We start from the raw sequence: 25,700 nt of genomic DNA, 5'->3' as shown, positions 1-25,700 counted from the left end.
CACACCGCCGTGCTCGAGCCCGTTCGTGACGAGTTCTGGCCCAGCCGTCGCCTCGACGCCTTCGACGAGTTCTGTCGCCCCGGCGATCGATCCGTCGACTGAGCCCCCGAACCCCCGTCACGTCAGGAGAACCAGAGCATGAGCAGCCCCGAGGCCAACTGGTCGTTCGAGACCAAGCAGGTCCACTCCGGCGCAGCGCCCGACCCGACCACGGGTGCGCGGGCCACGCCGATCTACCAGACGACGTCGTACGTCTTCCGGGACACCCAGCACGGCGCCGACCTGTTCAGCCTCGCCGAGCCGGGCAACATCTACACCCGGATCATGAACCCGACGCAGGACGTGCTCGAGCAGCGCGTCGCGGCGCTCGAGGGCGGTGTCGCGGCGCTGGCGTTCGCGTCGGGCTCGGCGGCCACCACGGCCGCGATCCTGAACATCGCCGAGGCCGGCGACCACTTCGTGTCGAGCCCGAGCCTCTACGGCGGCACGTACAACCTGTTCCACTACACGCTGCCCAAGCTCGGCATCGAGGTGTCGTTCGTCGAGGACCAGGACGACCTCGAGCAGTGGCGCAACGCGGTCCGGCCGAACACCAAGCTGTTCTTCGCCGAGACCATCGCGAACCCGGGCTCGAACGTCCTCGACGTGGCCGGGGTCGCCGGGGTCGCCCACGAGGTCGGCGTCCCGCTCGTCGTCGACAACACGGTGCCGACGCCGTTCCTGCTCCGCCCCATCGAGCACGGCGCCGACATCGTCATCCACTCGGCCACCAAGTACCTCGGCGGGCACGGCACCACCATCGCGGGCCTCGTCGTCGACGCCGGGACCTTCGACTTCGGCGCCCACGGCGACCGGTTCCCCGGCTTCACCGAGCCGGACCCGAGCTACCACGGCCTCAAGTACTGGGAGGCGCTCGGCCCGGGCGCCTACGCGGCCAAGCTGCGGGTGCAGCTGCTGCGCGACACCGGCGCCGCGATCTCGCCGTTCAACGCGTTCCTCATCATCCAGGGCATCGAGACGCTGTCGCTGCGCCTGGAGCGGCACGTGGCCAACGCGCAGGCGCTGGCCGAGTGGCTCGAGTCGCGCGACGAGGTCGAGAAGGTCTACTACGCCGGGCTCGCGTCGAGCCCCTGGTACGAGGCGGGCCGCAAGTACCTGCCCCGCGGCGTCGGCGCGATCGTGTCGTTCGACCTGCGCGGCGGGGTCGAGGCCGGCCGGGCCTTCGTCGACGGCACCAGCCTGCACTCGCAGCTGGTGAACATCGGTGACGTTCGCAGCCTGATCGCGCACCCGGCATCGACCACGCACAGCCAGCTCTCGCCCGAGGAGCAGACCGCGTCCGGCGTCACGCCCGGGCTGGTCCGCCTCGCCGTCGGGATCGAGAACGTCGAGGACCTCAAGGCGGACCTCGAGTCCGGGTTCACCGCGGCGAAGTCGGCGGTGTGACCGAACTGCTCCCCGGAGGACGTGCCGCGGGCTCGCCCGGCGCCCCGCCCGCGACCGACACCGTCCCGGTCCTCCCTCCCGCCACCGGCGCGTGGCGGGAGGGGGATCCGGTGGGCGGGCGCCACTTCGTCACCCTCCCGGACCCGCTGCCGCTCGAGGCGGGCCCGGCGCTGCCCGACGTCACCGTCGCGTACGAGACGTGGGGCGAGTTCCGCGGCGACAACGCGGTGCTCGTGCTGCACGCGCTGACCGGGGACAGCCACGTCACCGGTCCGGCCGGGCTCGGCCACCCCACGCCGGGCTGGTGGGACGGCGTCGTCGGGCCCGGTCTGGCGATCGACACCGACCGGTGGTTCGTCGTCGCCCCCAACGTCCTCGGGGGCTGCCAGGGGACGACGGGGCCCGCGTCGACCGCTCCCGACGGCCGGCCGTGGGGCTCGCGGTTCCCGGTCACGAGCGTGCGTGACCAGGTCGCGCTCGAGGTCCGGCTCTCCGACCAGCTCGGGATCGGTCGGTGGGCCGCGGTGCTCGGCGGGTCGATGGGCGGCATGCGGGCTGTCGAGTGGGCGGTGACCCACCCGGACCGGGTGGAGCGGCTGCTGCTGCTCGCGTGCTCGGCCTCGGCGTCGGCCGACCAGATCGGGTGGGCGTCGCCGCAGCTCGCGGCCATCCGCGAGGACCCCCACTGGTGCGGCGGGGACTACCACGACCGGCCGCGCGGCGAGGGCCCGCACGTCGGGCTCGGCGTCGCGCGCCGGATCGCGCACTCCACCTACCGCACCGCCGAGGAGCTCGACACCCGCTTCGGCCGGCGCCCGCAGCCGGGGGAGGACCCGTACGACGCGTCCTCACCGGGCCGGTTCGCCGTGGAGTCCTATCTCGACCACCACGCCGAGAAGCTGGTCCACCGGTTCGACGCCGGGTCCTACGTCGCCCTGACGGCCGCGATGAACGGTCACGACGTGTCCCGGGGCCGCGGCTCGATGGCCGACGCGCTGGGCCGGATCACCGCGCACACCGTCGTCGCCGGCTCGACGAGCGATCGGCTCTACCCGCTGCACCAGCAGGAGGAGCTCGCGGAGCTGATCACGACGTCGGGCCCCGTCGAGCGCATCGAGTCGCCCTACGGGCACGACTCGTTCCTCATCGAGGTCAAGCGTCTCGCGGAGATCCTCGAGAAGCTCCTGGGGTGACGGCCGCGGCGCCGAGCTCCTCGTAGGGGCCCTTGCGCATGCGGTCGAGCAGGTCGGTGACGACCGGGTCGGCCAGCCGGTAGCGCACGACCCGGCCGTCGCGGTGCGCGCTGACGAGGTTCTGGGCGCGCAGCAGCCGCAGCGCCTGGCTCGTCGTGGAGTCCTTGAGTCCGGCCGCGAGCGCGAGATCGGACACGCAGATCTCGCCGACCTCGTGGATGCAGAGCAGCAGCGTCAGCCGCGTCGGGTCGGCGAGCAGCGCGAACCGCGAGACCCAGCCGTGCATCGTCGCCCGGTCCGGCAGGGCCTCGATGGCCGCACAGACCCGGTGGTCGCCGTCGACGCCGACCGCATCCGCTTCGCCGGAGAGGTGCACACCGCCAGTATCCCACGGTCGGCCTCCGGCCTCGTGCGTGCGTTTCCGTGTCTGAGCACGGAAACACACGCACAAGGCGGAGCCGAATGGGTAACCGGCCCACCATGGCTCCCTGGACCTCTGCCGACATCCCCGACCAGACCGGCCGCACCGTCGTCGTGACCGGCGCGAACTCCGGCCTCGGCCTCGTGACGGCCCGCGAGCTCGTCGCCCACGGCGCGCGGGTGGTGCTCGCCTGCCGCAACACCGACAAGGCTGAGCAGGCGGCCGCCGAGATCACCCGTGGCGGCGCCCCGGGCACCACGGCCGTCGAGGAGCTCGACCTGTCCGACCTCGCGTCGGTGCGCCGGTTCGCCGCCCGCGTCGGCGCGGTCGACGTGCTCGTCAACAACGCCGGACTCATGGCGATCCCGCAGCAGCGCACCACCGACGGCTTCGAGATGCAGTTCGGGACGAACGTGCTCGGCCACTTCGCGCTGACCGGCCTGCTGCTCGACCGGCTCACCGACCGCGTCGTGTGGATGTCGAGCGTGATGCACCGGATCGGCTCGATCCGCCTCGACGACCTCAACTGGGAGCGCCGCCGCTACCAGCGCTGGCTCGCCTACGGGCAGTCCAAGCTCGCCGACCTCATGCTCGCCTACGAGCTGGAGCACCGCCTCGTCATCAACGGCTCCTCGCTGAGGTCGATGGCCGCGCACCCCGGGTACTCGGCCACCAACCTGCAGTCGCGCACCGAGTCGTTCCAGGACGCGCTCATGGGGCTGGGGAACCGGATTTTCGCGCAGGGGCCCGAGATGGGCGCGCTGCCGGAGCTGTACGCCGCGACGGTGCCCGACCTGCCCGGCGGGGTGTACGTCGGGCCGGACGGCCCGGGCGAGACCTGGGGCCACCCGATCCCGGTGGGGTCGACCGCCGCGTCGCACGACCGGGAGACCCAGCGGGCGCTGTTCGCCGCTTGCGAGGAGCTCACGGGCGTGACGGTGCCGGTGCCCGCCGGGGCGCGCTGAGCGAGGGCCGGGCGGTCGGCGGCGGGTCGGCGCCGGGGTCGGGCTCCGGGGTCGAGCCGGGGTCGGGCTCCGGGGATCCGCCGCCCGACCGTCGCGCCCGGGCACGGACCGGGCATGATCGCCGCGTGAGTGACGACCCGAGCCCCCTCGCGGTGCTCCGCCGGCTCACGGCGGACGGGCTGCCGCTGGCGCCGGTCCACGCCGCCACCCACGCCGAGCTGACCTCGGTCGAGCGCGGGTGCTGCGCGGCGCGGTTGCCGACCGTGACCGGCGACGGACTGCTCGAGTCGTTGCTGATCCTCGCCGATTTCACGCTCGGGGTCTCGTACTCGAGCACGCTGCGGGCGGGCGACCGGATCGTGACCGTGCGCCTGGGCGTGCAGTTGCTCGGGCGGCCGCTGGCGGGGGAGGAGCTGCGCGCCACCGCCCAGCTCGACGACGCCAGCAGCGGCGTCGGGCTGAGCTCGGCGACGGTCACCGACCGGGAGGGCCGGCCGGTGGCGCGCTGCGTGGGCCGCAACGCGGTGCTCACCGACGACCTCGCGGGGCGGTACGGGCGCATGGCCCCGACCTGGTCGACCCGCCCGACGCCGTGGCGGATGCTCATGCCCCACCGCGGCGAGGACCCCACCCGCGACGGCACGACGATGGTCGCCCACCCCGACGCGACGTCGCTGAACTCGGCGGGCGTCGTCCAGGGCGGGGCGCTCGCGGGCCTGGCGGCGCGGGGCCTCTCGCACGCCCTCGACGTCATCCCCGACGACTTCTCGATCAGCTTCATCCGGCCGGTCCGCGCCGCGGGGCAGCCGGTGATGTGCCGGGTGGTCGTCGAGCACGGCGGCCGGCGGCTGCGGGTCGGGCGCGCCGAGCTGGTCGACGAGCAGGGGCGGCTGTACGCGGTGGCGGGTGGGACGGCGTTCCGGCACTGAGGTGCGCAGCGCGCTTGTGAGCACTAATTGATGCCCTGGCATCAATTAGTGCTCACAAGCCGTCAGGCACCTACCGCGGCCTGGGTTGCCGCCGCCGCGGCGGCCCGGGCCTCCCCTGCCTTCCGGGACGCCTGGCCCCAGACGATCGTCGCCAGGATCAGCACCCCGATGACGACGGCGGGAACGACGGCGTTGACCACGACCATCGTCGCGACCGGCAGCCGGAAGGTCAGCACGATCCGGACCACGGCCTCCCCGAGCAGGCCGACGCCCCACATCGTCGTCATCAGCCGCTGGGTGCGCCGGAAGTGCGGGTACTGCCACAGGCCGTTCCACCAGGCGACGCGCTCGGGGTCGCCGTTCGTCGCGAACCGCCGACCGAACAGGAAGATCACCGGCCGGCTCGTCGGGACGCTGGCGAGGAACAGCAGCCCGAGGACCCCGGTGACGACCGACTCCTTGAGGAGCAGCAGCCGCGCGTCGGAGAACAGCAGCGAGGTCACCGCGCCGACCACGATGACGGTGAGGATGAAGGCGCTGAACTCGTCGATCCGGCCGCGCATGATCACCGAGATCACGGCGTTGACGGCCGGGCCGATCGCGCTGAGCAGCAGCGCCGGGACGTCGCCGAGACCGGCGCCGGACGCCACGTCGTAGACGACGATCGGGGCCGCGATGTCCAGGACGCCCATCAGGACCCAGGGAAGGATCTTCGCCAGCACGGCCGCTCCCGGAAATGTGACAGGATGACTCCCGATCGTGAGTAGAACCGTACAACAGGAAGCGGCCTCGCGGCAGGGCTCGCCCGCGGCGCTCGTCGCCGCCCTGTTCGGCATGTCCGGTGGTCCCTCGCTGCCCGGGCCCGCCCTCGTCGCGCTCCTCGGAGATCTCGGGCTGGCGGCCCCGGCGGCGCGCCGGGCGCTCGGCCGGATGCGCGAGCAGGGCCAGCTCACGACGACGCCGCGGGGACGGCAGGTCGACCACCACCTCGCCGGGGCGTTCCGCGCCTCCGTCGAGCGCCTGCGTGACGACCGCGGCGAGGCGCCGGCCTGGGACGGCTCGTTCCACACGCTGATGCACCAGGTCCCGGAGTCGGCGCGCCCGTACCGCGACCGGCTGCGGCGGGTGGCCGTGCTCGTCGGGTACGCGCCGTGGCAGCCGGGCGTGCTGATCAGCCCGGCGGACCGGAGCGCCGGCCTGGCCGACGTCCTCGCGGACGCGCCGGCGGGGGCGTCGGTGGTGCTCGGGCGGCTCACCGTGGACGCGGGGTTTCCCGGGGGCCGGCCAGACCATGATCACCGGAACGACGAGGATTCAGGCGCCCAGCGTCCAGATCCTCGTCATCCCGGTGATCATGGCGCGGCGGGCGGGGCGGGGGTCGGCGCGACGACGGCCGGCACGACGGGGGCAGGCGCGACGGGCACCGCGACCGCCGCCGCGATGGCCCGCCGGGCGTGGGACCTCGACACCCTCGCCGCCGATCTGCGCGCGCACCTCACGGTCCTGCGCGCCGCGCTCGAGGAACCATCGCCCGACCCGGGCCCGGACGCGCTGCGCCGGCTGGTGCACCTCACCAACGACGTCTTCGTGGATCTCCTGCGCGACCCGGGACTGCCCCGGGAGCTGCGCCCGGCCGACTGGCCCGGCGACGAGCTGCGCATCCTCATCGGCCGGATCGCCGCGCAGCTCGGGCCGGCGGCGACGGCGCACGTCGCGCACCGTCGTGACGCGGCCACCTGACGCAGTCGATTGGGTCAGACACGTCATGGACACAAGGATGTGATCCGGCTTACGTTCGGGGTGATCCCGACGTGGAGGAGGACGCGTGAGCAGGTTGCGATTCGGCACGTTCCTGGCCCCGTTCCACCGAGCAGGCGAGAACCCGACCCTGGCGTTGCAGCGCGACCTCGAGCTCATCGAGCACCTCGACGCCCTCGGGTACGACGAGGCGTGGATCGGCGAGCACCACTCGGCGGGCACCGAGATCATCGCGTCGCCCGAGATCTTCATCGCGGCGGCGGCGGAGCGGACCAAACGGATCCGCCTCGGCACCGGCGTGACCTCGGCGAGCTACCACAACCCGCTCTGGGTGGCCGACCGGATGGTGCTGCTCGACCACCTGACGCGCGGACGGTCGATGCTCGGCGTCGGGCCCGGGTCGCTGCCGAGCGACTCGTCGATGATCGGGCTGAACCCCACCGACACGCGCGAACTGCTCGACGTCAACCTCGACATCATCATGCGGCTCCTCGCGGGCGAGGTCGTCACCGAGCAGACCAAGACCCACAACCTCGTCGAGGCCCAGCTGCAGCTGCGGCCGTACACCGAGCCGTGCTTCGACGTCGCCGTCGCGGCCGTCGCCTCGCCGACCGGGCCGCGGATGGCCGGGCGGCACGGCGTCGGGCTGCTCTCGATCGGCGCGACGCTGACCCAGGACGGGTTCGACGCGCTGGCGCACCACTGGGACGTCGTGACCGAGCGCGCGGAGTACTACGGGCAGCCGGACCCGGACCGCGCGAAGTGGCGCCTGGTCGGCCTCATGCACATCGCCGAGACGCGGGAGCAGGCCTACCGGGAGGTCGAGTACGGCATCGAGTCGTGGTTCCGCTACTTCCAGAAGACCGCGGCGTTCCCGCAGATGGCCGTCGAGGGCGGCGACCTCAAGGAAATGATCAACTTCATCAACGAGGCGGGCATCGGCGCGATCGGCACGCCCGAGGACGCGCGGGCCCAGGTCCAGCGGCTCGCCGACCAGTCCGGCGGCTTCGGCGCGATGCTCCTGCTCGGGCACGAGTGGGCGAACCCGCAGGCGACGAAGCGGTCCTACGAGCTGATCGCGCAGGAGGTCATGCCCCACTTCCAGGGCACGACCTGGGGCGGGCGCTCGCACGCCGAGTCCACCCAGGCCGCCAAGGAGCGCGCGGGTCTGCGGCGGGACGAGTTCGCGGCCACCCAGCTCTCCGCCGTGGACCACATGACGAACAAGTACGCGGACGAGGTCGCGTCGAAGGACTGATCCGGGGGCGGAGGACCGGGCGAGGAGGAGGACCCGACCGGGCGAGGGGGAGGACCTCGTCACGTCCCGCGAGCAGGGACATCGGCTGGTCGAGCGCTTAGGGTGATTCGCCGTGCGTGCCAGCGATCGTCGTGACATCTGGTGAGCGTCACCGTCGTCGGCATCGGCGCCGACGGATGGCCCGGCCTCGCCCCGCCCGCCCGCACGGCGCTGGAGAAGGCGTCGGTCGTCCTCGGCGCGCCGCGTCAGCTCGAGCTGCTGCCCGACGAGGTGACCGCCGAGCGGGAGGCGTGGCCGTCACCGCTGATGCCCGCCCTGCCGGGGCTGCTCGACCGGCACGCGCGCGCCGAGCTCGTCGTGCTCGCCAGCGGCGACCCGATGTTCTTCGGGATCGGCTCGACCGTGCTGCGCCACCGGCCGGACGCCGCCGTCGTCAGCCACCCGTCGTCGTTGGCGCTGGCGGCGGGGCGGCTCGGGTGGACGGAGCAGGACGTCGTCACGGTGTCCGCGGTCGGGCGCCCGCTCGCCGCCGTCCGGGCCGCGCTCACGCCCGGGCGGCGTCTGCTCGTGCTCGCCGATTCGGCCGAGACGCCCGGCCTGCTGGCGGCCCTGCTCGTCGGCGCCGGGTACGGGCAGGCGCCGATGACGGTGCTGACCTCGCTGGGCGCGGAGCACGAGTCGCGCACCGACGGGGTGGCCGCCGACTGGGACGCGCGCACCGACGATCCGCTCGCCGTCGTCGCCGTCACCTGCCCCGCACTGCCCGACGACGAGCTCCTCGGTCGCGCCCCGGGCCTGCCCGACAGCGCCTACGACCACGACGGCCAGCTCACCAAGGCCGAGCTGCGGGCGCTGTCGGTCGCCGCGCTGCGGCCGCTGCCCGGCCAGCTGCTCTGGGACGTCGGCGGGGGAGCGGGCTCGATCGGCATCGAGTGGTGCCGCGCCGAGCCGACCGCCCGCGCGATCGCGATCGAGGCCCGCGCCGACCGCGCCGGGCGGATCACCGCCAACGCCGAGACGTTCGGCGTGCCCGCGCTGCGGGTGGTCGAGGGGCGTGCCCCCGAGGCGCTGGCCGGGCTCGACGCGCCCGACGCGGTGTTCGTCGGCGGCGGGGTGTCGGTGCCCGGGATGCTCGACGCGTGCCGGACGGCGCTGCGGGCCGGCGGGCGGCTGGTGGCCAACGCGGTGACGATCGAGGGGGAGGCGGCGCTCGCGGCCGCCCGGGCCGAGCACGGCGGGTCGATCCGACGCATCGCGGTCTCGCGCGCCACCCCCGTTGGGCGCTATCTAGGGTGGAAGGCGCTCGCCCCGGTGACACAGTGGGTGCTGCACGTGGGGGCGGACGCCGGTTCCGGTCCCGCCGCGGACGTCGGCAAGGACCCGTTCCCGGAGACGTCGTCGACCACCCCGCCCTGGAGGAACGCGTGACCGTCCGCTTCGTCGGCGCGGGTCCGGGTGCGGCCGACCTGATCACCGTGCGCGGTCTGCGCGCGATCGCGACGAGCCCGGTCTGCCTCTACGCCGGGTCGCTCGTGCCCGAGGACCTGCTCGCCCAGTGCCCGCCGCACGCGCACCGGGTCGACACCGCGCGTCTGACCCTCGACGAGATCGTCGCCGAGCTGGTCGCCGCGAACGAGGCGGGTCTGGACGTGGCCCGGCTGTGCAGCGGCGATCCCGCCATCTTCTCCGCGGTCGCCGAGCAGACCCGCCGGCTCGACGCGGCCGGGGTCCCCTGGGAGATCGTGCCGGGGGTCCCGGCGTTCTCGGCGGCCGCCGCGGCGCTGCGCACGGAGCTGACCGTGCCCGGCGTCGGGCAGTCGGTGGTGCTCACCCGCGACGCCGCGAACGCTACGCCGATGCCGGCGGGTGAGTCGCTCGACGTCTGGGCCGCGGCCGGCGGGACGCTCGTGCTGCACCTCGCGGTCCAGCGCTGCGACGAGGTGGTGGCCGCGCTGCGGGAGCACCGGCCGTCGACCGAGCCGGTCGCGGTGGTGGCGCGGGCCTCGCGGGACGACGAGCTGGTCGTGCGCGGCACGCTCGCCGACATCGCCGACCGGGTGCGCGACGCCGGGATCCGGCGGACGGCGGTGATCGTCGTCGGGGCCGTGGTGGGGATCGCCGAGCAGGGGTGCGAGAGCCACCTCTACTCGGCCGCGCGCGAGCGGTGAGCGCGCGACGGGTGCTCGTCCTCGGCGGCACCGCGGAGGCGCGCGAGCTGGCGGACGCCCTCGCGGCGACACCCGACGTCGTCGTCACCACCTCGCTCGCGGGCCGCACCCGCGACCCGCGGCTGCCGGCGGGCGACGTCCGGACCGGCGGGTTCGGCGGCGTCGAGGGGCTGGTCGCGGCGCTGGCCGAGGTCGACCTCCTCGTCGACGCCACCCATCCCTTCGCCGCGCGCATGACCGAGCACGCCGCGGCGGCCGCGGCCCGCGTCGGGACCCCGTTCGTCGTCCTCCGCCGCCCCGGGTGGACGGCGGGGCCGGGCGACGACTGGCGCCGGGTCCCGACGACGGGTGCCGCGGCGGCCGCCTGTGCGGCCGGCGGCTACGGGCGGGTGTTCCTCGCGATCGGACGGCAGGGCGTGGACCCGTTCCTCGACGTCGACGCCTGGTTCCTGGTGCGGGCGATCGAGGCGCCGGACGCGCTGCCGGCGCGGTCGGAACTGATGCTCGCGCGCGGCCCGTTCGCCCTCGACGACGAGCGCGCGCTGCTGCGCCGGCACCGGGTCGACGTCGTGGTCGCCAAGGACTCCGGCGGCGCGACCGAGGCCAAGTTGACCGCCGCCCGGGAGCTCGGGGTGCCGGTGGTGCTGATCGACCGGCCGGGCGTGCCGGCGGGGGCGACGGTGGTCGACGACGTGGCCGGCGCGCTCGCCGTCGTGCGGGAACAACCCTGGCCGCCCTGCGGTTGAGGACGTACAGTAGTTGACGGTTCAACTTTGAGAGGGTGGCCGCCATGCAGTTCGGGGTCTTCACGGTCGGCGACGTCACGCCGGACCCGACCACGGGACGCGAGCCGAGCGAGGGCGAGCGGATCCGGTCGATGGTGACGATCGCACAGAAGGCCGAGGAGGTCGGGCTCGACGTCTTCGCGACCGGCGAGCACCACAACCCGCCGTTCGTGCCGTCGTCGCCGACGACGCTGCTCGGGTACATCGCCGCGACCACCTCGACGCTGCAGCTCTCGACGTCCACGACGCTGATCACGACCAACGACCCGGTCAAGATCGCCGAGGACTACGCGATGCTCCAGCACCTCGCGGACGGGCGCGTCGACCTGATGATGGGCCGCGGGAACACCGGGCCGGTCTACCCGTGGTTCGGCCAGGACATCCGGCAGGGCATCCCGCTGGCGATCGAGAACTACGCGCTGCTGCGTCGGCTGTGGGACTCCGAGGTGGTCGACTGGGAGGGGCAGTTCCGGACGCCGCTGCAGGGGTTCACCTCGACGCCGCGGCCGCTCGACGGCGTCGCGCCGTTCGTGTGGCACGGCTCGATCCGCTCGCCGGAGATCGCCGAGCAGGCCGCTTACTACGGCGACGGCTTCTTCTCGAACCACATCTTCTGGCCCGCGTCGCACACGGCGAAGATGGTCGACTTCTACCGGCGGCGCTTCGAGCACTACGGGCACGGGTCGGCGGATCAGGCGATCGTCGGGCTCGGCGGTCAGGTGTTCATGCGTCGTCGTTCGCAGGACGCGGTGGCCGAGTTCCGACCGTACTTCGACCACGCCCCGGTCTACGGGGGTGGCCCGTCGCTGGAGGAGTTCTCGACGCAGACGCCGCTGACGGTCGGTTCGCTGCAGGAGGTCATCGACCGCACGCTCGGGTTCCGGGAGTACGTCGGCGACTACCAGCGCCAGCTGTTCCTGATGGACCACGCGGGCCTGCCGCTGAAGACGGTGCTCGAGCAGCTGGATCTGCTCGGTGAGGAGGTCGTGCCGGTGCTGCGCCGGGAGTTCGCGGCGCTGAAGCCGGCGCACGTGCCGGACGCGCCGACGCACTCGTCGCTGGTGGCCGCGCGCGCCGAGGCTGCGGGCGGAGTGGAGCTGGCGTCGGCCTGAAGTCGGCAGAGGTGTGGCGCGACCGAGTCACGATGACTCGGTTGCGCCACACCTCGCGAGGTCCGGCACTGTCGACGACCTCGCGAGTGCACACGCGGCGGCCGTAGCCCTCGCCCGCCGTTGGCCGCTGATCACTGCGGAACCAGACCGCTACGCACCTACCAGGGCACCGTCCGTCCGAGGTAGTCCAGGTACTCCAGGCCCGGACGAGAGCGCTTCGCGAGCAGCACCCGCACCAGGCTGGGGATGCTCTCGGCGATGGTCAGCCGCGCGCCCGGGCCGCCGAGCGCGGTCTGCACCCAGCCGGGCGCCATGAGCACGAGCGCCCGCTTCTCGGGCTGGCGCACCGCGAAGCTGCGCATGGACATGTTCAGCGCCGCCTTGCTGCCGCGGTAGACCTCGCGCATGCCGGTCGTGTTGTTCGTGATGCTGCCCTGCCCGGACGTCATGGCCCCGATCAACCCGTCGTCGGGCACGAGGTCCTGCAGGGTCTCGACGACGCGCATCGGGCTCAGCGCGTTCGTCACCATCACCGTCACGAAGTCCTCGGTGGACACGTCGCCGACGAGGGTCGCCTCGTCGTTCGTGGTCCCGGCGTTCACGAAGAGCACCGCGAACTCCCGCCCGGCCAACCGTTCGCGCAACGAGGCCAGCTGACCCTGATCGGTGATGTCCAGGACCTCGATCCCGACCCGCCCCGGGTGCTCGTCCGCCAGCTCGTGCAGCGGGGTCCGGACGGTCGGGTCCCGGACCGTGCCGACGACGTCCCACCCGTGCGCCACGAACTCGGCGGCGATGGCGTGCCCGAGTCCGCGGGAGGTCCCGATGATCAGTGCGGTATCGCTCATGAGGCCGACGCTAGGACCTGGAGCGCGCTCTCGATCAACCCCGAGCGCGCGAGAGTCCGCCCAGCCGCAGGTACGCCGCCACCGCCGCCTCGGCCAGCTCCGAGCGACGCTCCGGCGCCGCGTCCACGATCTCCGCGAACCGCCGCACGATCCCGGTGATCGCCTCCGACACCTGCTCGGGCGCGATCACCGGGTCCGCGAGCCCGTCCGCCGCCAGCCGGGCGACGAACCGGGTGTTCCGACGGTGCACCCGGTCGAGGATCTCGACCTGCAGCGCCGCGCAGTCCGGGTCGGTGCGCGCCCGGGCCGCGAGCAGCTCCAGGACCCGCAGGTGGCGCACCGTGAGGTCGAGGTAGTCGGTGACGACGGTGCGCGCGATCGCCGCCGGGTCGTCGGTGCCGGTCACGGCCTGGGCGTCGAGCACCTCGTCGCGCACCCGGTGCGCGAGCGCCCGGAAGATCTCGTTCTTGGCGCCGAAGTGGGCGTAGACGGTCGGACGCGTGACCCCGGCCGCCTCGGCGAGCTCGCCGATCGACGCCGCGTCGACCCCGCGGCGCGCGAACACCGCCACCGCGCCGGCGAGGATCGCCTCCCGGGTGGCTTCCGTGCTCACCGGGTGTCCACGAACGCCCGCCGTGGTGCGAGCGGCCCGTCGGCGGTCTCCAGGGCCGCGACGACGACGGCGGCGGTGTCGGCCGGGTCGATGACGTCGTCGATCTCGAACACGACCGCCGCCGAGAGCGCCTTGCCCTGCTCGTAGAGCGCGGCCACGAGCTCGTCGTACCGGGCCCGGCGTGCGTCACCGTCGAGTGCGGCCAGTTCCTTCTGGTACCCGAGCTCCACCGCGCCCTCGAGCCCCATCCCGCCGAACTCCCCGCTCGGCCAGGCCACCGTCGTCACCGGGACGCGCATCGAGCCGCCCGCCATCGCCATCGCGCCGAGCCCGTAGGCCTTGCGCAGCACGACGCAGACCACCGGCACCCGCAGGTTCGCCCCCGCGACGAACATCCGCGAGAACCGTCGGACGGTGGCCGTGGCCTCGGCGTCGGGACCCACCATGAACCCGGGGGTGTCGCACAGCGAGACCACCGGCATCCCGCGGAAGTCGCAGAGCTGCAGGAACCGCGCCGCCTTCTCGGCGCCCTCGGCGTCGATCGCGCCGCCGAGATGGCGCGGGTCGTTCGCGAGCACGCCGATCGCGCGGCCCTCGATCCGCGCGAACGCGGTGATCATCCCGACGCCGTGGCGCGGTCGGAGTTCGGTCAGCGACCCGGCGTCGACGAGCGTGTCGATCACGGCGCGCACGTCGTAGACCCGCAGCCGGTTCTCGGGGACGGCGTGGCGCAACGTGCGCTGGTCGGGGCGCTCCACCTCGGTTGCCGGGCCGGATAACGCGAGGTACCGACGAGCCACGTCGACCGCCGCCGCCTCGTCGGGCACCAGCACGTCGACGACGCCGTTGGGCACCTGCACGTCCATGGCCCCGACGTCGCCGGGCGCCACCTCGCCGAGCCCGCCGCCGGCGATCATCGCGGGACCGCCCATGCCGAGGTTCGCGCCCTCGACAGCGACGACGAGGTCCGCGCACCCGGCCAGCGCGGCGTTGCCCGCGAAGCAGTACCCGGCGACCACGGCCACCGTCGGGACCCGTCCGGACAGGCGCGCGAACAGGGCGAACGTCGGGACGTCGAGCTGGGCGACGGCGATCGTGTCGGTCTCGCCGGGGCGCCCGCCGCCGCCCTCGGCGAACAGGACGACGGGCAGGTCGTGGGCGAGCGCGAGCTCGAGCGCGCGGTCGGTCTTGGCGTGCGAGAGGACGCCCTGGGTGCCGGCGAGCACGGTGTAGTCGTAGGCCAGCACGACGCAGCGCCGCCCGTCGACCGCGCCGATCCCGGTGACGATGCCGTCGGCCGGGGTGCGGGCGATGAGGTCGTCCATCGACCGGCGCTGTCGCTGGGCCGCCACCGCGAGCCCGCCGTACTCGACGAACGTGCCCGGGTCGCACAGGTCCTCGACGTTCTCCCGCGCCGTGCGGCGGTCGAGGGCGCGGCGCTTGGCGACGGCGTCGGGGCGGGCGTCGTCGGTCAGGAACCGGTGGCGGTCGTGGATCTCGGCGAGGTCGGGTCGGACGTGGTCCGGGTCGATCGCGGCGGCCTCGTCGCTCGTGTCCGCGGCGCTCTCGTCGGGGGTGACGACGGCGAGCACGTCGCCCTCGGCGACGACATCCCCGACGGCGACGGACACCGCCCGGACCGTTCCCGCGACGGGGCCCGCGGCGACGTGCTCCATCTTCATGGCCTCGACGACGACGACGGGTGCGCCGGCCGTGAGGGTCGCGCCGGCCGGGACCTCGACGGCGACGACGGTGCCCGCGGTGGCCGCCCGCAGCGCGACCTCGCCCTCCTCCGGCACGAGGGGAGCCCTCGTACCGGTAGAGCGACCGGATCCTCCCCTCGCGGCCGAGCCGTCGGACCCGGCGTGGGACCCGCCGTCGTGACCGCCCCCGTCGTCGGGAACCACGAGCTCCGGGAGGAGTCGCTCGACGAGCCCGGTGTCCCACCGGCCGGTGCGGACCTCGTCGCGGCCGAGCAGCGCGCGCAGGACGGGGAGCTGGGTCGCGACCCCGGCCACGTCGAACGCGGCGAGGGCCCGGGCGGCGTGGTCGACGGCGCCGGCGAGGTCGGCGTCGTGGACGACGACCTTGGCGAGCAGCGAGTCGTACCGCGGCGAGATCACGAGGCCGACGCCGCCGTGGGTGTCGACGCGGACCCCGCGTCCCGACGGCGGGGTGAAGCGCGTCAGCGTGCCCGCCGCCGGCCGCACGGAGCCGACCGCGTCGAGGATCTCGGTGCAGACCCGGGCCTGGAGAGCGACGCCTCTTGGCGCGCCGACGGGGCCCAGCCCGAGCTCGGCCAGCGTCGCGCCCTCCGCGATCCGGAGCCCGGCCACCACCAGATCCACGCCGAGGACCTCCTCGGTGACGGTGTGCTCGACCTGCAGTCGCGGGTTGACCTCGAGGAACGCGATCCGATCCCCGGCGACGAGGAATTCCGCCGTCGCGAGCCCACGCAGCGCGACCGACTCGCCGAGCGACCGGGCCTGGGAGTGCAGCCGGCGACGGACGTCGTCGGGAAGATCCGGGGCGGGCGCGATCTCGACGAGCTTCTGGTGACGGCGCTGCAGGCTGCAGTCGCGGTCGGCGAGGACCGCGACCTCGCCGGTGCCGTCGCCGACGAGCTGGACCTCGACGTGCCGGGCCCCGTCGAGGTACTGCTCCACGAACACCCGCCGGTCGCCGAACGCCGAGCCCGCCTCCGACGCCGCCCGGGCCAGGGCGTCGAGGAGTGCGGCGGCGTCGCGAACCACGCGCATGCCGCGCCCGCCGCCGCCGGCGACCGCCTTGACCATGACCGCGCCGGTTCGTGCCAGCAGGTCGGCGGCGTCGTCGGGACCGGTCGCCTCGAGCACGGCGACGTCGAGCGCCGCGGCGTGGTCTCGTGCGCGCGCCTTGTCGCCGAACAGCTCGAGCGTCTCCGGGGACGGCCCGACGAACGAGATCCCGGCGTCCGCGCAGGCCCGGGCGAGCGCGGGGTTCTCGGAGAGGAAGCCGTAGCCGGGGTGCAGCGCGTCGGCGCCGGCGTCGACCGCGGCGGTGACGACGGCCTCGACGTCGAGGTAGGCCGCCGGCCCGGCGCCGGGCAGCTCGACGGCGTCGTCGGCCCGCGCGACGGCGGGGGAGTCGCGCTCGTCGGCCGGGTGGACCACCACCGTCGACCAGCCGAGCGCGGCGGCCCCCTCGAGCAGGCGCAGGGCGATCTCCCCGCGGTTGGCGACGAGCAGGCGGTGCACGGGTCTCCTTCCTAGGTGCGCTGCGCGCCTGTGAGCACTAATCCGTGCCAGAGCACGGATTGGTGCTCACAAGCCGGAGGCACCTCTGCGCGTGACGCGGATGCCGGCGGCCTCGCGGTCCCAGGTCGCCGACCCCACGCCGGCGTCGCGCAGCTGTGCCTTCTGGACCTTGTGCGTCGGGGTCTTCGGCAGCGCGTCGGCGATCTCGACGTAGCGCGGGACCATGAAGTACGGCAGCCGGTCGACGAGGAAGGCCGTGAGCTCGGCCGGATCGAGTGTCGCGTCCGGCTGCGGCACGACGACGACCTTGATCTCGTCCTCGGTCAGCGCGGACGGCACCGCCACCACGGCGCTCTCGTAGACCGCGGAGTGCTCGTTGATGGTCCGCTCGACCTCGAAGCTCGAGATGTTCTCCCCACGACGACGCAGGGCGTCCTTCATGCGCTCGCAGAAGAAGAAGCGGCCCTCGTCGTCGGTGCGGAACGCGTCGCCGGTGTGGACCCAGCCGTCGACGAGCACGCGGGCGGTCTCCTCGGGCAGGCCGTGGTAGCCGGCCATCACGGTGTGCGGGACCCGCGGGCGCACCAGCAGCTCGCCGATGGTGCCCGGCGCGACCTCGGCCCCGTCGACGTCGACCAGGCGCGGCTCGTAGCCCTCGCGCGCGAAGCCGGCCTCGCCGCCGACCACCGTCGCCGGCGGGCCGTCGAGCACCGCCCCGATCTCGCTCATCCCGTAGACCGCGGCGAGGTCGACCCCGAAGCGGCGGCGGAACGCGTCGACGTCCCCGGCCAGCGGCGCCATGATCGCGAGCTCGAGGGGGTTGTCGGCGTCGTCGTCCGCGGGGGTGCGCTGGGCGAGGAGCTCGGCCATCGCCCCGAGCATCGTCGTGACGGTGATGCCGTGGCGGCGGACGGTGTCCCAGTAGCCGCCGACGGAGAAGCCCGGCTCGAGCACGCACGGGACGCCGTGGATGAGTGCCTGGTAGACGCCGTACCACTGGCCGGCGAGGTGGAAGACCGGCAGCGTCACCAGGGTGCGGTCGCCGCGGCGCGGGCGTTCCTGGTGCTCGCGGCTGGCGTAGGTGTAGGCCTGCGCGTGCGGGATGAGCACGCCCTTCGACAGCCCCGTCGTGCCCGACGTGTACATGATCGCGTGCAGGTCGCCCGGGTCGCGGTGGACCGGGCTCGCCGGGGCGGCGGCGTCGAGCTCGGCGAGCCCGACGACCCGGAAGCGTCGTCGCGGCAGGGCGGCCTCGGCGGCGTCGAGATCGCCCCGGACGACGAGGGTCCGCAGCTCGGGGAGCTCGTCGGCGATGCGCGCGATCCGCTCGGCGTAGTGGTCCTCGACGACGAGCACCGAGGCGCCGCAGTCGCGCAGCAGGTGCGCGAGGAACCGGCCCTTGTAGGCGGTGTTCACCGGGACCTCGATCCCGCCGGTGAGCACGACGCCGAACCAGGCGTGGATCGCGTCGAGGGAGTTGTCCAGCATCAGCGCGACCGGGCGGTCGACCCCGCCACCGCGCGGCGCGAGCCCGGCGCCGAGGCGCAGCGACCGTTCGACGGCGGCCGCGAACGTCCAGCCCCCGGCCGGGTCGGTCTGCGCGACGGCGTCCGCGTCGCGGGCCAGGACGCGGTCGACGGCGGCGAGGAGGGTGCGGTGCTCGACCTCGGGCAGTGCCACGTCCGTACCCCTCTCGCCGTCGAGCGCACCTAGTACCGGCGCGGGGTGTAGACGGCGCCGGTCGTGGCCCAGCGGGTCTGCGAGGAACCGACGATCAGCAGCGTCCGCATGTCCACCTCGGACGGCTCGAGCGCGCCGAGCTCGACCACCCGGACCGACTCCTCGGGGCCGTCGACGTCACGCCCGATGATCACCGGCGTCGCGGGGTCGCGGACCTTGAGCAGGATGTCGCGGGCGGCCTCGACCTGCCACGTCCGCGACCGGCTGGCCGGGTTGTAGAGCGCGACGACCATGTCGGCCTCGGCCACCGCGGTGAGCCGGCGCTCGACGACGTCCCACGACTTCAGCCGGTCGGAGAGGCTGATCGTCGCGAAGTCGTGCCCGAGCGGCGCGCCCGCGCGGGCGGCGACGGCGTGCGCGGCGGTGATGCCGGGGACCACGCGGACCGCGACGTCGGGGTAGTCCTCGGTCGCGACCTCGACGACCGCGGACGCCATCGCGAACACCCCCGGGTCGCCCGAGGAGACGACCGCGACCCGCCGTCCGGAGCGCGCTAGGTCGAGGGCGAACGCGGCGCGCTCGGACTCCACCCGGTTGTCCGAGCCGTGCACCCGCTGCCGGGGGTTCACCGGCACGCGGGCGACGTAGGTGGTGTACCCCACGACGTCGTCGGCCTCGGCCAGCGCGGTGGCCGCCTCGGGAGTGAGCCGGTCCCGCGCGCCCGGGCCCAGTCCGACGACGACGACGGTGCCGCGGCCGGGCGACGAGCTCTGATGTGAGGAAGGGTTCACCGTGACGTCAGACGTCAGCGAAGGACCCTCGCTGACACGGGGTCGGGCGGCATCCCCGTCCGCCCGCGCGGCCGGCGTCGTCGCCACGTGCACCCGCGACGGCACGATCCCGACCGAGAAGTACGGCACCGACGCCGGGTCGACGTCCTCGAACGCGCTGCGCCGCTCCGTCGTGGTGCTCGCCCGCTCGACGTAGCGCGCCTCCTCCGCCCGACCGGCCCGGCGCAGCGCCGTCCGGACCCCCGTGAAGGTCCGCCCGAGCTTCATCACCGCCGCCGCGTCGGTGTCCGCGAGCCGCCGCGCCAGCTCGTCCTCGCCGAGCGTGCCCGGCAGCACCGTCAGGACCTCGTCGCGCTCCACCAGCGGTGTCCCGAGCGCCGCGGCCGCCGCCGACACGCTCGTCACCCCCGGCACGACCTGCGCGGTGTAGCGGTGCGCGAGCCGCTTGTGCAGATGCATGTACGAGCCGTAGAAGAACGGGTCGCCCTCGGCGAGCACGACGACGTCGCGGCCCGCGTCGAGGTGCGCGGCCAGCCGCCCCGCCGCCTCGGTGTAGAAGGCGTCGATGCGGCCCTGGTAGTCGTCGGTCGCCTCGGTGGTGACCGGGTAGGTCAGCGCCTCCTCGACCTGCGTCCCGAGGTGCTCGGCCACGATCGCCCGCGCGTTCGACCGGCCGTGGCGCGCGCAGTGGTAGGCGACGACGTCGGCGTCGCGGATCAGCTCGACCGCCCGCAGCGTCACCAGCCCGGGATCACCGGGACCGACGCCGACCCCGTAGAGCTTGCCTGCCGTCCGGACCGGAATCGTGTTCACCGGGCGTTCCCGGCCCCGAGCGCGAGGGCGTTCACGGCGCCGACGGTCATCGCCGAGCCGCCGCGCCGGCCGTGCACGACGACGTGCTCCAACGCCGCCGGGTGCCCCTCCAGCGCCGCCTTCGACTCCATCGCCCCCACGAACCCGACCGGCAGGCCCAGCACGACGGCGGGTCGCGGCGCCCCGGCCTCGATCAGCTCCAGCAGGCGAAAGAGCGCGGTCGGCGCGTTGCCGATCGCGACGACGGCGCCCTCGAGCAACGGCAGCCACAGGTCGAGTGCCGCGGCGCTGCGGGTGGTGCCCAGGGCGGCGGCCTTCGCCGGGACGTCCGGGTCGTTCAACGTGCACACGACGTCGTTGCCGGCGGGCAGGAACCGTCGGGTGATCCCCGAGGCCACCATCTGCGCGTCGCAGAGGACCGGGGCGCCGGCCCGCAGGGCCCCGTGCGCGGCGGCGACGGCGCCGGGGGAGACGGCGGTGTCGAGCGCGAGGTCGGTCATCCCGCAGGAGTGGATCATGCGGACGACGAGGTCGTGGGCGTCGTCGGGGAGGTGGGTGAGGTCGGCCTCCTCGCGGATGATCGCGAAGGAGCGCCGGTAGATCTCGGCGCCGTCGGCGACGTAGGCCGGGACCGCCGGGGAGTCCGGCTCGTGGATCCCGTGCTGCTCGGCGACACTGCCGGCACTGCCCGAGGTCATCCGGTCACCCTTCCCGAGCGGACCACCGTGCGGTAGATCCCTCGCTGCTGCTCACGGCCCCCCGAAGCACCCATGTTGTATCCCAGTGATTCGTCCGGATCCAGGGCCTCGATCACGGCCACCCGTCCGCCCGGCGTCCCGCAGGCTCGTCCGCACCCGACCCAGTGCTGACGGACGGTGCCCCCGGCGTGGCCGGACTCCACCGCGGCGGCGAGGTCGCCGCGCACGTCGGCGAGCGACCTGGCGCAGCGCGGCGCGCCCACGCACGCGGAGAGCCCCCGCCAGCGCGAGGCGGGGTCGGTCTCGACGAGCCCGTCCAGCGTGCGGGCGGCCGCCGCGGGGTCGTCCAGGCCGCGCAGGACCAGCGTGCGCCAGGGGGTGGCGCGCAGGGTCACGCCGTCGAGGAGGAGACCGACGAGGGCCGCGGCGGTGGCGGCGTCGACCTCGCCGAGGCGGGGGAGGACCTCGAGGGTGCCGTCGTCGCGCGGGCCGAGCGCGGTCGGGTCGGCCGTCGCCGGGGTGAGGTCGGGGAGTACGACGACAGCGTCGGAGCGGTCGCGGACGTCGGCGACGACCGCGCCCCGCGTGGTGTCGTCGAGCTCACGGACCCGCCACGCGGTGTCCCGGCGCGCGGCGAAGGCGTCGACGGCGGCGAGGGCGAGCGCCGTCGGGTCGGGGTGGCGCAGGCCGGTGTCGGTGCCGTCGAGCAGGAGCGCGGCGGTCGGATCGCCGTCGAGGGTGTGGTCACCGGGACGCGCGACGAGGATCACCGTGATGTCGGCGCCCTGGCCGCTCACGTCGCCCGCCCCCCGGTCCTCCAGCGCGATCAGCAACCGGCCCGGGACGTCGGTCCGCCCGCGCAGCGCCGTCGCGACCTGCGCCGATGCCCCGTCGAGCCGGGTCGAGCGCGGCGAGGTGAGCAGGCCGCACGGGATGTCGCGCCCGCGGACGTCCAGCAGCGCGTCCGGGTGATCGGCGCGCAGCGCGTCCGCGAGGTCGTCAGCGGTGCTTCCCGCGAGGCCCCGCACCTGCCAGGATCCGCGGGACGTCAGCTCGAGCGGTGATCCACCGAGGGTCGCGGCGCCGGCGAGCAGCCGGAGTTCGGCCGCGGTGGTGGCCCCGCCCACCGGGCGGAAGCGCGCGAGTGCCCCGTCGGCCGCGTCGTGGCGGCGCCAGGCGCCGGGGCAGGCGTCGGGCCGGGCGCGGGTCGCAGCGCGGTCTCGGGTGCGGGGCATCGATGACACAGTACTTGCGCAGATGGTGAGATGTTGACCGTGCTGCTGCTTCTCTCGACGTCCGACACCGACCTGCGATCGGCCCGCGCAGGGAGCGACTCGGCGGCCGTCGACTGGCGGTGGGCCAACCCCGCGCGCGTCGACCCGGACACCGAGCTGCCGGGGCTGCTCGACGGCGTCGACCTCGTCGTCGTCCGGCTCCTGGGCGGTCGCCAGGCGTGGGAGGCCGGCCTCGACGCGCTGCTCGACACCACCGCGCAGTCGCGACCCGTCGTCGTGCTCGGCGGGGAGCAGGCGCCGGACGCGCAGCTGATGGAGTCCTCGACGGTGCCGGTGGGCGTCGCGACCCAGGCGCACCTCTACCTCGCCCAGGGAGGGCCGGACAACCTGCGCGAGCTCGCGGCGTTCCTGTCCGACACCGTGCTGCTGACCGGGCACGGGTTCGCGCCGCCCGAGGAGATGCCCACGTGGGGTCGGCTCCCGGGATGGTCGGCCGAGGATGTGGGGCTGCTGACGTCCAACGTTCCAGCGGAGCGCTCCGAGCACGCCGATAGGGCATCGCTGACAACGCAACCGAGCCCCCGCGTCGCCGTCGTCTACTACCGCGCCCACCACATGGCCGGGAACACCGCGTTCGTCGACGGCCTCTGCCACGCGATCGTCGACGCCGGCGGCATCCCCGAGCCGCTGTTCTGCTCCAGCCTCCGGGCGCCCGACGACGCCCTGCTCGAGCGGCTGCGCCACGCCGACGTCCTCGTCACGACGGTGCTGGCGGCCGGCGGGTCCCGCCCGGCGTCGGCCAGTGCCGGCGAGGACGACGAGTCCTGGGACACCGGCGCGCTGGCCGACCTCGACGTCCCGATCCTCCAGGCGCTCTGCCTCACCCGGACCCGCGAGGAGTGGCTCGCCGACGACGACGGCGTGAGCCCCCTCGACGCCGCCAACCAGGTCGCCGTCCCGGAGTTCGACGGCCGCATCATCACCGTGCCGTTCTCCTTCAAGGAGACCGACCAGGACGGGCTGCCGGTCTACGTCGCCGACCCCGAGCGGGCCGCGCGTGTCGCCGGGCTCGCCGTGCGCCACGGCGGGCTGCGCCACGTCCCGAACGCCGACAAGAGGATCGCGCTCGTCCTCTCCGCCTACCCGACCAAGCACGCCCGCATCGGCAACGCGGTCGGGCTCGACACCCCGGCCTCCGTCGTCGCGCTCCTCCAGGCGATGCGCGACGCGGGCTACCGCGTCGGGTCGGCCGAGGAGCCGGTGCCCGGGCTCGAGGAGAACGACGGCGACCTGCTCATCCGCGCCCTCATCGACGCGGGCGGGCACGACCAGGACTGGCTCACCGAGGAGCAGCTGGCCGCCAACCCGGTCCGCATCGACGCCGCCGAGTACACCGCGTGGTTCCGGACGCTGCCCGAGGACTTCCGCGCGGAGGTCGAACAGCACTGGGGCCCCGCGCCCGGACAGATGTTCCGCGACGACTCCACCGGGACCGACGCGATCGTCCTCGCCGCCCTGGTGCGCGAGCACGTCGTCGTGATGATGCAGCCGCCGCGCGGGTTCGGGGAGAACCCGATCGCGATCTACCACGACCCGGACCTCCCCCCGAGCCACCACTACCTCGCGGCCTACCGGTGGCTGCAGTGCCCATCCGACGACGGCGGGTTCGGCGCCGACGCCGTCGTGCACGTCGGCAAGCACGGGAACCTGGAGTGGCTGCCCGGCAAGACGGTCGCGAGCTCGGCGTCCTGCGCCCCCGACCCGATCCTCGGCGACCTGCCGCTGATCTACCCGTTCCTGGTCAACGACCCGGGTGAGGGCACCCAGGCCAAGCGTCGCGCCCACGCCACCCTGGTCGACCACCTGGTGCCGCCGATGGCGCGCGCCGAGTCGTACGGCGACCTCGCCCGCCTCGAGCAGCTGCTCGACGAGTACGCCTCCATCCAGGCCATGGACCCCGGCAAGATCGAGGCGATCCGCGGCCAGATCTGGCAGCTCATCCAGGCGGCCAAGCTCGACCACGACCTCGGCATGACCGACCAGCCCGACGACGAGCGCTTCGACGAGTTCGTCATGCACCTCGACGGCTGGCTGTGCGAGATCAAGGACGCCCAGATCCGCGACGGGCTGCACGTCCTCGGGCGTGCGCCGGCGGGCCAGGAGCGGGTGGACATGGTGCTCGCGGTGCTGCGGGCCCGGCAGATGTGGTCGGGCACCCAGGCACTGCCGGGCCTGCGGGAGGCGCTCGGGCTGGACGAGTCCGCCGGGGCCGCGTCGAGGATCGACGTCGACCGCGCCGAGGAACTGGCCCACAGCCTCGTCGTCGGGATGGAGAAGCGCGACTGGCTTCCCGACGACGCCGCCGACGTCGCCACCGAGGTGCTCGGCGACCAGACCGACCCGACCGTCGTCGACATCCTCCGGTTCGCCGCCACCGAGGTCGTGCCCCGCCTCGGCCGGACCACCGAGGAGATCGACGGCGTGCTGCACGCCCTGGACGGCGGCCACGTGAAGGCCGGGCCGAGCGGGTCCCCGCTGCGCGGGCTGGTCAACGTGCTGCCGACCGGGCGCAACTTCTACTCGATCGACCCGCGCGCGGTCCCGTCGCGGCTGGCGTGGGAGACCGGCCAGATGCTCGCCGACTCGCTGCTCGAGCGGTACCGCGAGGACCACGAAGGTGAGTGGCCGACCAGCGTCGGGCTCTCGCTCTGGGGGACCGCGGCGATGCGGACCAGCGGCGACGACATCGCCGAGGCCCTCGCGCTGATGGGCGTGCGGCCGGTGTGGGACGAGGCGTCGCGGCGGGTCACCGGGCTCGAGGTGGTCGACGCGGAGGAGCTCGGGCGGCCCCGCGTCGACGTCGTCCTGCGCATCTCCGGCTTCTTCCGGGACGCGTTCCCGCACGTCGTGGCCACCATGGACGACGCGGTGCAGCTGATCGCGGGCCTCGATGAGTCCGACGAGGACAACTTCGTCGCTGCCCACGCCCGCGCCGACGCGGCCTCCGGCAGCAGCTGGACCCAGGCCACCACGCGGATCTTCGGCTCGCCGCCCGGCGCCTACGGGGCGGGGCTGCTGCAGGCGATGGACTCCCGGGAGTGGCGGGGCGACGCCGACCTCGCCGAGATCTACACGACCTGGGGCGGGCACGCCTACGGCCGCGACCGGCACGGCGAGTCGGCCGTCGAGGAGATGAACGCGGCGTACCGGCGGATCGCGGTCGCGGCGAAGAACATCGACACCCGCGAGCACGACATCGCGGACTCCGACGACTACTACCAGTACCACGGCGGCATGATCGCGACGGTGCGCGCGCTGACCGGGGCGGCGCCCGCGGCCTACGTCGGGGACTCCACGCGCCCGGAGTCGGTGCGCACCCGGTCGCTGATCGAGGAGACCGCGCGGGTGTTCCGCAGCCGCGTCGTGAACCCACGGTGGATGGCCGCGATGCGCCGCCACGGCTACAAGGGCGCCTTCGAGATGGCCGCGACGGTGGACTACCTGTTCGGCTGGGACGCGACGGCGGGCACCGTCAGCGACTGGATGTACGGCTCGCTGACCGAGAACTACGTGCTCGACGAGCAGAACCGGGAGTTCCTGCGCGAGGCCAACCCGTGGGCGTTGCACGGCATGGCGGAGCGGCTGCTCGAGGCGGTCGACCGCGGGCTGTGGGAGAACCCCGACCCGGCGATGGTCGAGTCGCTGCGCGAGGCGTTCCTCGAGGCGGAGGGCGAGGCCGAGGGGGAGTAGC

The 25,700-nt window shown here is 74.2% G+C and carries 20 protein-coding genes; 11 read left to right on the top strand and 9 right to left on the bottom strand.

Features of this window, described 5'->3' with window-relative positions; all coding sequences use genetic code 11:
• The first annotated feature begins 138 nt into the window (after nt 1–138).
• A complete protein-coding gene (locus LQ327_RS21575; RefSeq protein ID WP_230737823.1) occupies nt 139–1,446 on the top strand; it encodes a bifunctional o-acetylhomoserine/o-acetylserine sulfhydrylase in 1,308 nt (435 codons plus the stop codon).
• Between the two features lie 110 nt (nt 1,447–1,556).
• Nucleotides 1,557–2,639 (top strand): homoserine O-acetyltransferase MetX, encoded by a 1,083-nt coding sequence (gene metX, locus LQ327_RS21570; RefSeq protein ID WP_230738238.1) that lies wholly within the window; start codon nt 1,557–1,559, stop codon nt 2,637–2,639.
• On the opposite strand, the gene LQ327_RS21565 is transcribed toward metX, so the two are convergent.
• Entirely contained in the window at nt 2,599–3,015 is a 417-nt protein-coding gene (locus tag LQ327_RS21565; protein ID WP_308286358.1) for an ArsR/SmtB family transcription factor, read from the bottom strand. The two genes, metX and LQ327_RS21565, sit on opposite strands and share 41 nt — an antisense overlap.
• 104 nt (nt 3,016–3,119) lie before the next feature.
• On the opposite strand from LQ327_RS21565, the gene LQ327_RS21560 reads away from it, so the two are divergent.
• Nucleotides 3,120–4,025: an oxidoreductase gene (locus LQ327_RS21560; protein ID WP_230737822.1), complete on the top strand. Its 906-nt coding sequence runs from the start codon at nt 3,120–3,122 to the stop codon at nt 4,023–4,025.
• A 125-nt stretch (nt 4,026–4,150) separates the two neighbouring features.
• On the top strand, nt 4,151–4,954 hold the full coding sequence (locus LQ327_RS21555; RefSeq protein ID WP_230737821.1) for a PaaI family thioesterase: 804 nt from the start codon (nt 4,151–4,153) through the stop codon (nt 4,952–4,954).
• A gap of 62 nt (nt 4,955–5,016) precedes the next feature.
• On the opposite strand, the gene LQ327_RS21550 is transcribed toward LQ327_RS21555, so the two are convergent.
• Complete coding sequence (locus LQ327_RS21550) at nt 5,017–5,676, bottom strand: VC0807 family protein (RefSeq protein WP_230737820.1); 660 nt, start codon at nt 5,674–5,676, stop codon at nt 5,017–5,019.
• A 37-nt stretch (nt 5,677–5,713) separates the two neighbouring features.
• On the opposite strand from LQ327_RS21550, the gene LQ327_RS21545 reads away from it, so the two are divergent.
• The 6 genes from LQ327_RS21545 (at nt 5,714) to LQ327_RS21520 (ending at nt 12,035) form a co-directional block, all read left to right on the top strand.
• Entirely contained in the window at nt 5,714–6,694 is a 981-nt protein-coding gene (locus LQ327_RS21545; protein WP_230737819.1) for a PaaX family transcriptional regulator C-terminal domain-containing protein, read from the top strand.
• 85 nt (nt 6,695–6,779) lie between these two features.
• Complete coding sequence (locus LQ327_RS21540) at nt 6,780–7,970, top strand: LLM class flavin-dependent oxidoreductase (RefSeq protein ID WP_230737818.1); 1,191 nt, start codon at nt 6,780–6,782, stop codon at nt 7,968–7,970.
• Between the two features lie 141 nt (nt 7,971–8,111).
• Nucleotides 8,112–9,398 (top strand): precorrin-6y C5,15-methyltransferase (decarboxylating) subunit CbiE, encoded by a 1,287-nt coding sequence (cbiE, locus tag LQ327_RS21535; RefSeq protein ID WP_230737817.1) that lies wholly within the window; start codon nt 8,112–8,114, stop codon nt 9,396–9,398.
• Entirely contained in the window at nt 9,395–10,138 is a 744-nt protein-coding gene (gene cobM / locus LQ327_RS21530) for a precorrin-4 C(11)-methyltransferase (RefSeq protein ID WP_230737816.1), read from the top strand. The genes cbiE and cobM overlap by 4 nt, the downstream gene beginning before the upstream one ends.
• Nucleotides 10,135–10,884 (top strand): cobalt-precorrin-6A reductase, encoded by a 750-nt coding sequence (locus tag LQ327_RS21525; protein WP_230737815.1) that lies wholly within the window; start codon nt 10,135–10,137, stop codon nt 10,882–10,884. Before cobM ends, LQ327_RS21525 begins: the two co-directional genes overlap by 4 nt.
• Nucleotides 10,885–10,928: 44 nt before the next feature.
• Nucleotides 10,929–12,035 carry an LLM class flavin-dependent oxidoreductase gene (locus tag LQ327_RS21520; protein ID WP_230738236.1) on the top strand — a complete coding sequence of 369 codons (1,107 nt, stop codon included), beginning with the start codon at nt 10,929–10,931 and terminating at the stop codon, nt 12,033–12,035.
• 158 nt (nt 12,036–12,193) lie between these two features.
• Here the strand turns inward: LQ327_RS21520 and LQ327_RS21515 are convergent, their stop codons facing one another.
• The 7 genes from LQ327_RS21515 to LQ327_RS21485 form a co-directional block, all read right to left on the bottom strand.
• Nucleotides 12,194–12,883, bottom strand: a complete 690-nt coding sequence (locus LQ327_RS21515; RefSeq protein WP_230737814.1) for an SDR family oxidoreductase — start codon at nt 12,881–12,883, stop codon at nt 12,194–12,196.
• 34 nt (nt 12,884–12,917) lie between these two features.
• Nucleotides 12,918–13,496 carry a TetR/AcrR family transcriptional regulator gene (locus tag LQ327_RS21510; protein WP_230737813.1) on the bottom strand — a complete coding sequence of 193 codons (579 nt, stop codon included), beginning with the start codon at nt 13,494–13,496 and terminating at the stop codon, nt 12,918–12,920.
• Nucleotides 13,493–16,732 (bottom strand): acetyl-CoA carboxylase family protein, encoded by a 3,240-nt coding sequence (locus LQ327_RS21505; protein ID WP_230737812.1) that lies wholly within the window; start codon nt 16,730–16,732, stop codon nt 13,493–13,495. The genes LQ327_RS21510 and LQ327_RS21505 overlap by 4 nt, the downstream gene beginning before the upstream one ends.
• A gap of 66 nt (nt 16,733–16,798) precedes the next feature.
• The gene (locus tag LQ327_RS21500; RefSeq protein WP_230737811.1) at nt 16,799–18,412 is read right to left on the bottom strand and encodes an AMP-binding protein; all 1,614 of its coding nucleotides are present in this window, start codon (nt 18,410–18,412) and stop codon (nt 16,799–16,801) included.
• 29 nt (nt 18,413–18,441) lie between these two features.
• Nucleotides 18,442–20,016 carry a precorrin-2 C(20)-methyltransferase gene (locus tag LQ327_RS21495; protein WP_230737810.1) on the bottom strand — a complete coding sequence of 525 codons (1,575 nt, stop codon included), beginning with the start codon at nt 20,014–20,016 and terminating at the stop codon, nt 18,442–18,444.
• Nucleotides 20,013–20,714: a precorrin-8X methylmutase gene (locus LQ327_RS21490; protein ID WP_230737809.1), complete on the bottom strand. Its 702-nt coding sequence runs from the start codon at nt 20,712–20,714 to the stop codon at nt 20,013–20,015. The genes LQ327_RS21495 and LQ327_RS21490 overlap by 4 nt, the downstream gene beginning before the upstream one ends.
• Nucleotides 20,711–21,949: a ferredoxin-like domain-containing protein gene (locus LQ327_RS21485; RefSeq protein WP_230737808.1), complete on the bottom strand. Its 1,239-nt coding sequence runs from the start codon at nt 21,947–21,949 to the stop codon at nt 20,711–20,713. Before LQ327_RS21485 ends, LQ327_RS21490 begins: the two co-directional genes overlap by 4 nt.
• 30 nt (nt 21,950–21,979) lie before the next feature.
• Here LQ327_RS21485 and cobN point away from each other — a divergent pair, with 30 nt between their 5' ends.
• A complete protein-coding gene (cobN, locus tag LQ327_RS21480; protein WP_230737807.1) occupies nt 21,980–25,699 on the top strand; it encodes a cobaltochelatase subunit CobN in 3,720 nt (1,239 codons plus the stop codon).
• The last annotated feature ends 1 nt before the right edge of the window (nt 25,700 follow it).

The organism is Actinomycetospora endophytica, from assembly GCF_021026375.1.
Classification (GTDB): domain Bacteria; phylum Actinomycetota; class Actinomycetes; order Mycobacteriales; family Pseudonocardiaceae; genus Actinomycetospora; species Actinomycetospora endophytica.
The sequence above is the reverse complement of the archived record's forward strand: the minus strand, read 5'-3'. Positions and strand labels throughout refer to the sequence as shown.

Excerpts from the sequence above, each read along its gene's own strand:
- LQ327_RS21575 (WP_230737823.1), top strand. The coding sequence starts at position 139 with ATGAGCAGCCCCGAGGCCAACTGGTCGTTCGAGACCAAGCAGGTCCAC.
- LQ327_RS21560 (WP_230737822.1), top strand. The coding sequence starts at position 3,120 with ATGGCTCCCTGGACCTCTGCCGACATCCCCGACCAGACCGGCCGCACC.
- LQ327_RS21520 (WP_230738236.1), top strand. The coding sequence starts at position 10,929 with ATGCAGTTCGGGGTCTTCACGGTCGGCGACGTCACGCCGGACCCGACC.
- LQ327_RS21515 (WP_230737814.1), bottom strand. The coding sequence starts at position 12,883 with ATGAGCGATACCGCACTGATCATCGGGACCTCCCGCGGACTCGGGCAC.
- LQ327_RS21490 (WP_230737809.1), bottom strand. The coding sequence starts at position 20,714 with ATGACCTCGGGCAGTGCCGGCAGTGTCGCCGAGCAGCACGGGATCCAC.
- LQ327_RS21485 (WP_230737808.1), bottom strand. The coding sequence starts at position 21,949 with ATGCCCCGCACCCGAGACCGCGCTGCGACCCGCGCCCGGCCCGACGCC.
- cobN (WP_230737807.1), top strand. The coding sequence starts at position 21,980 with ATGTTGACCGTGCTGCTGCTTCTCTCGACGTCCGACACCGACCTGCGA.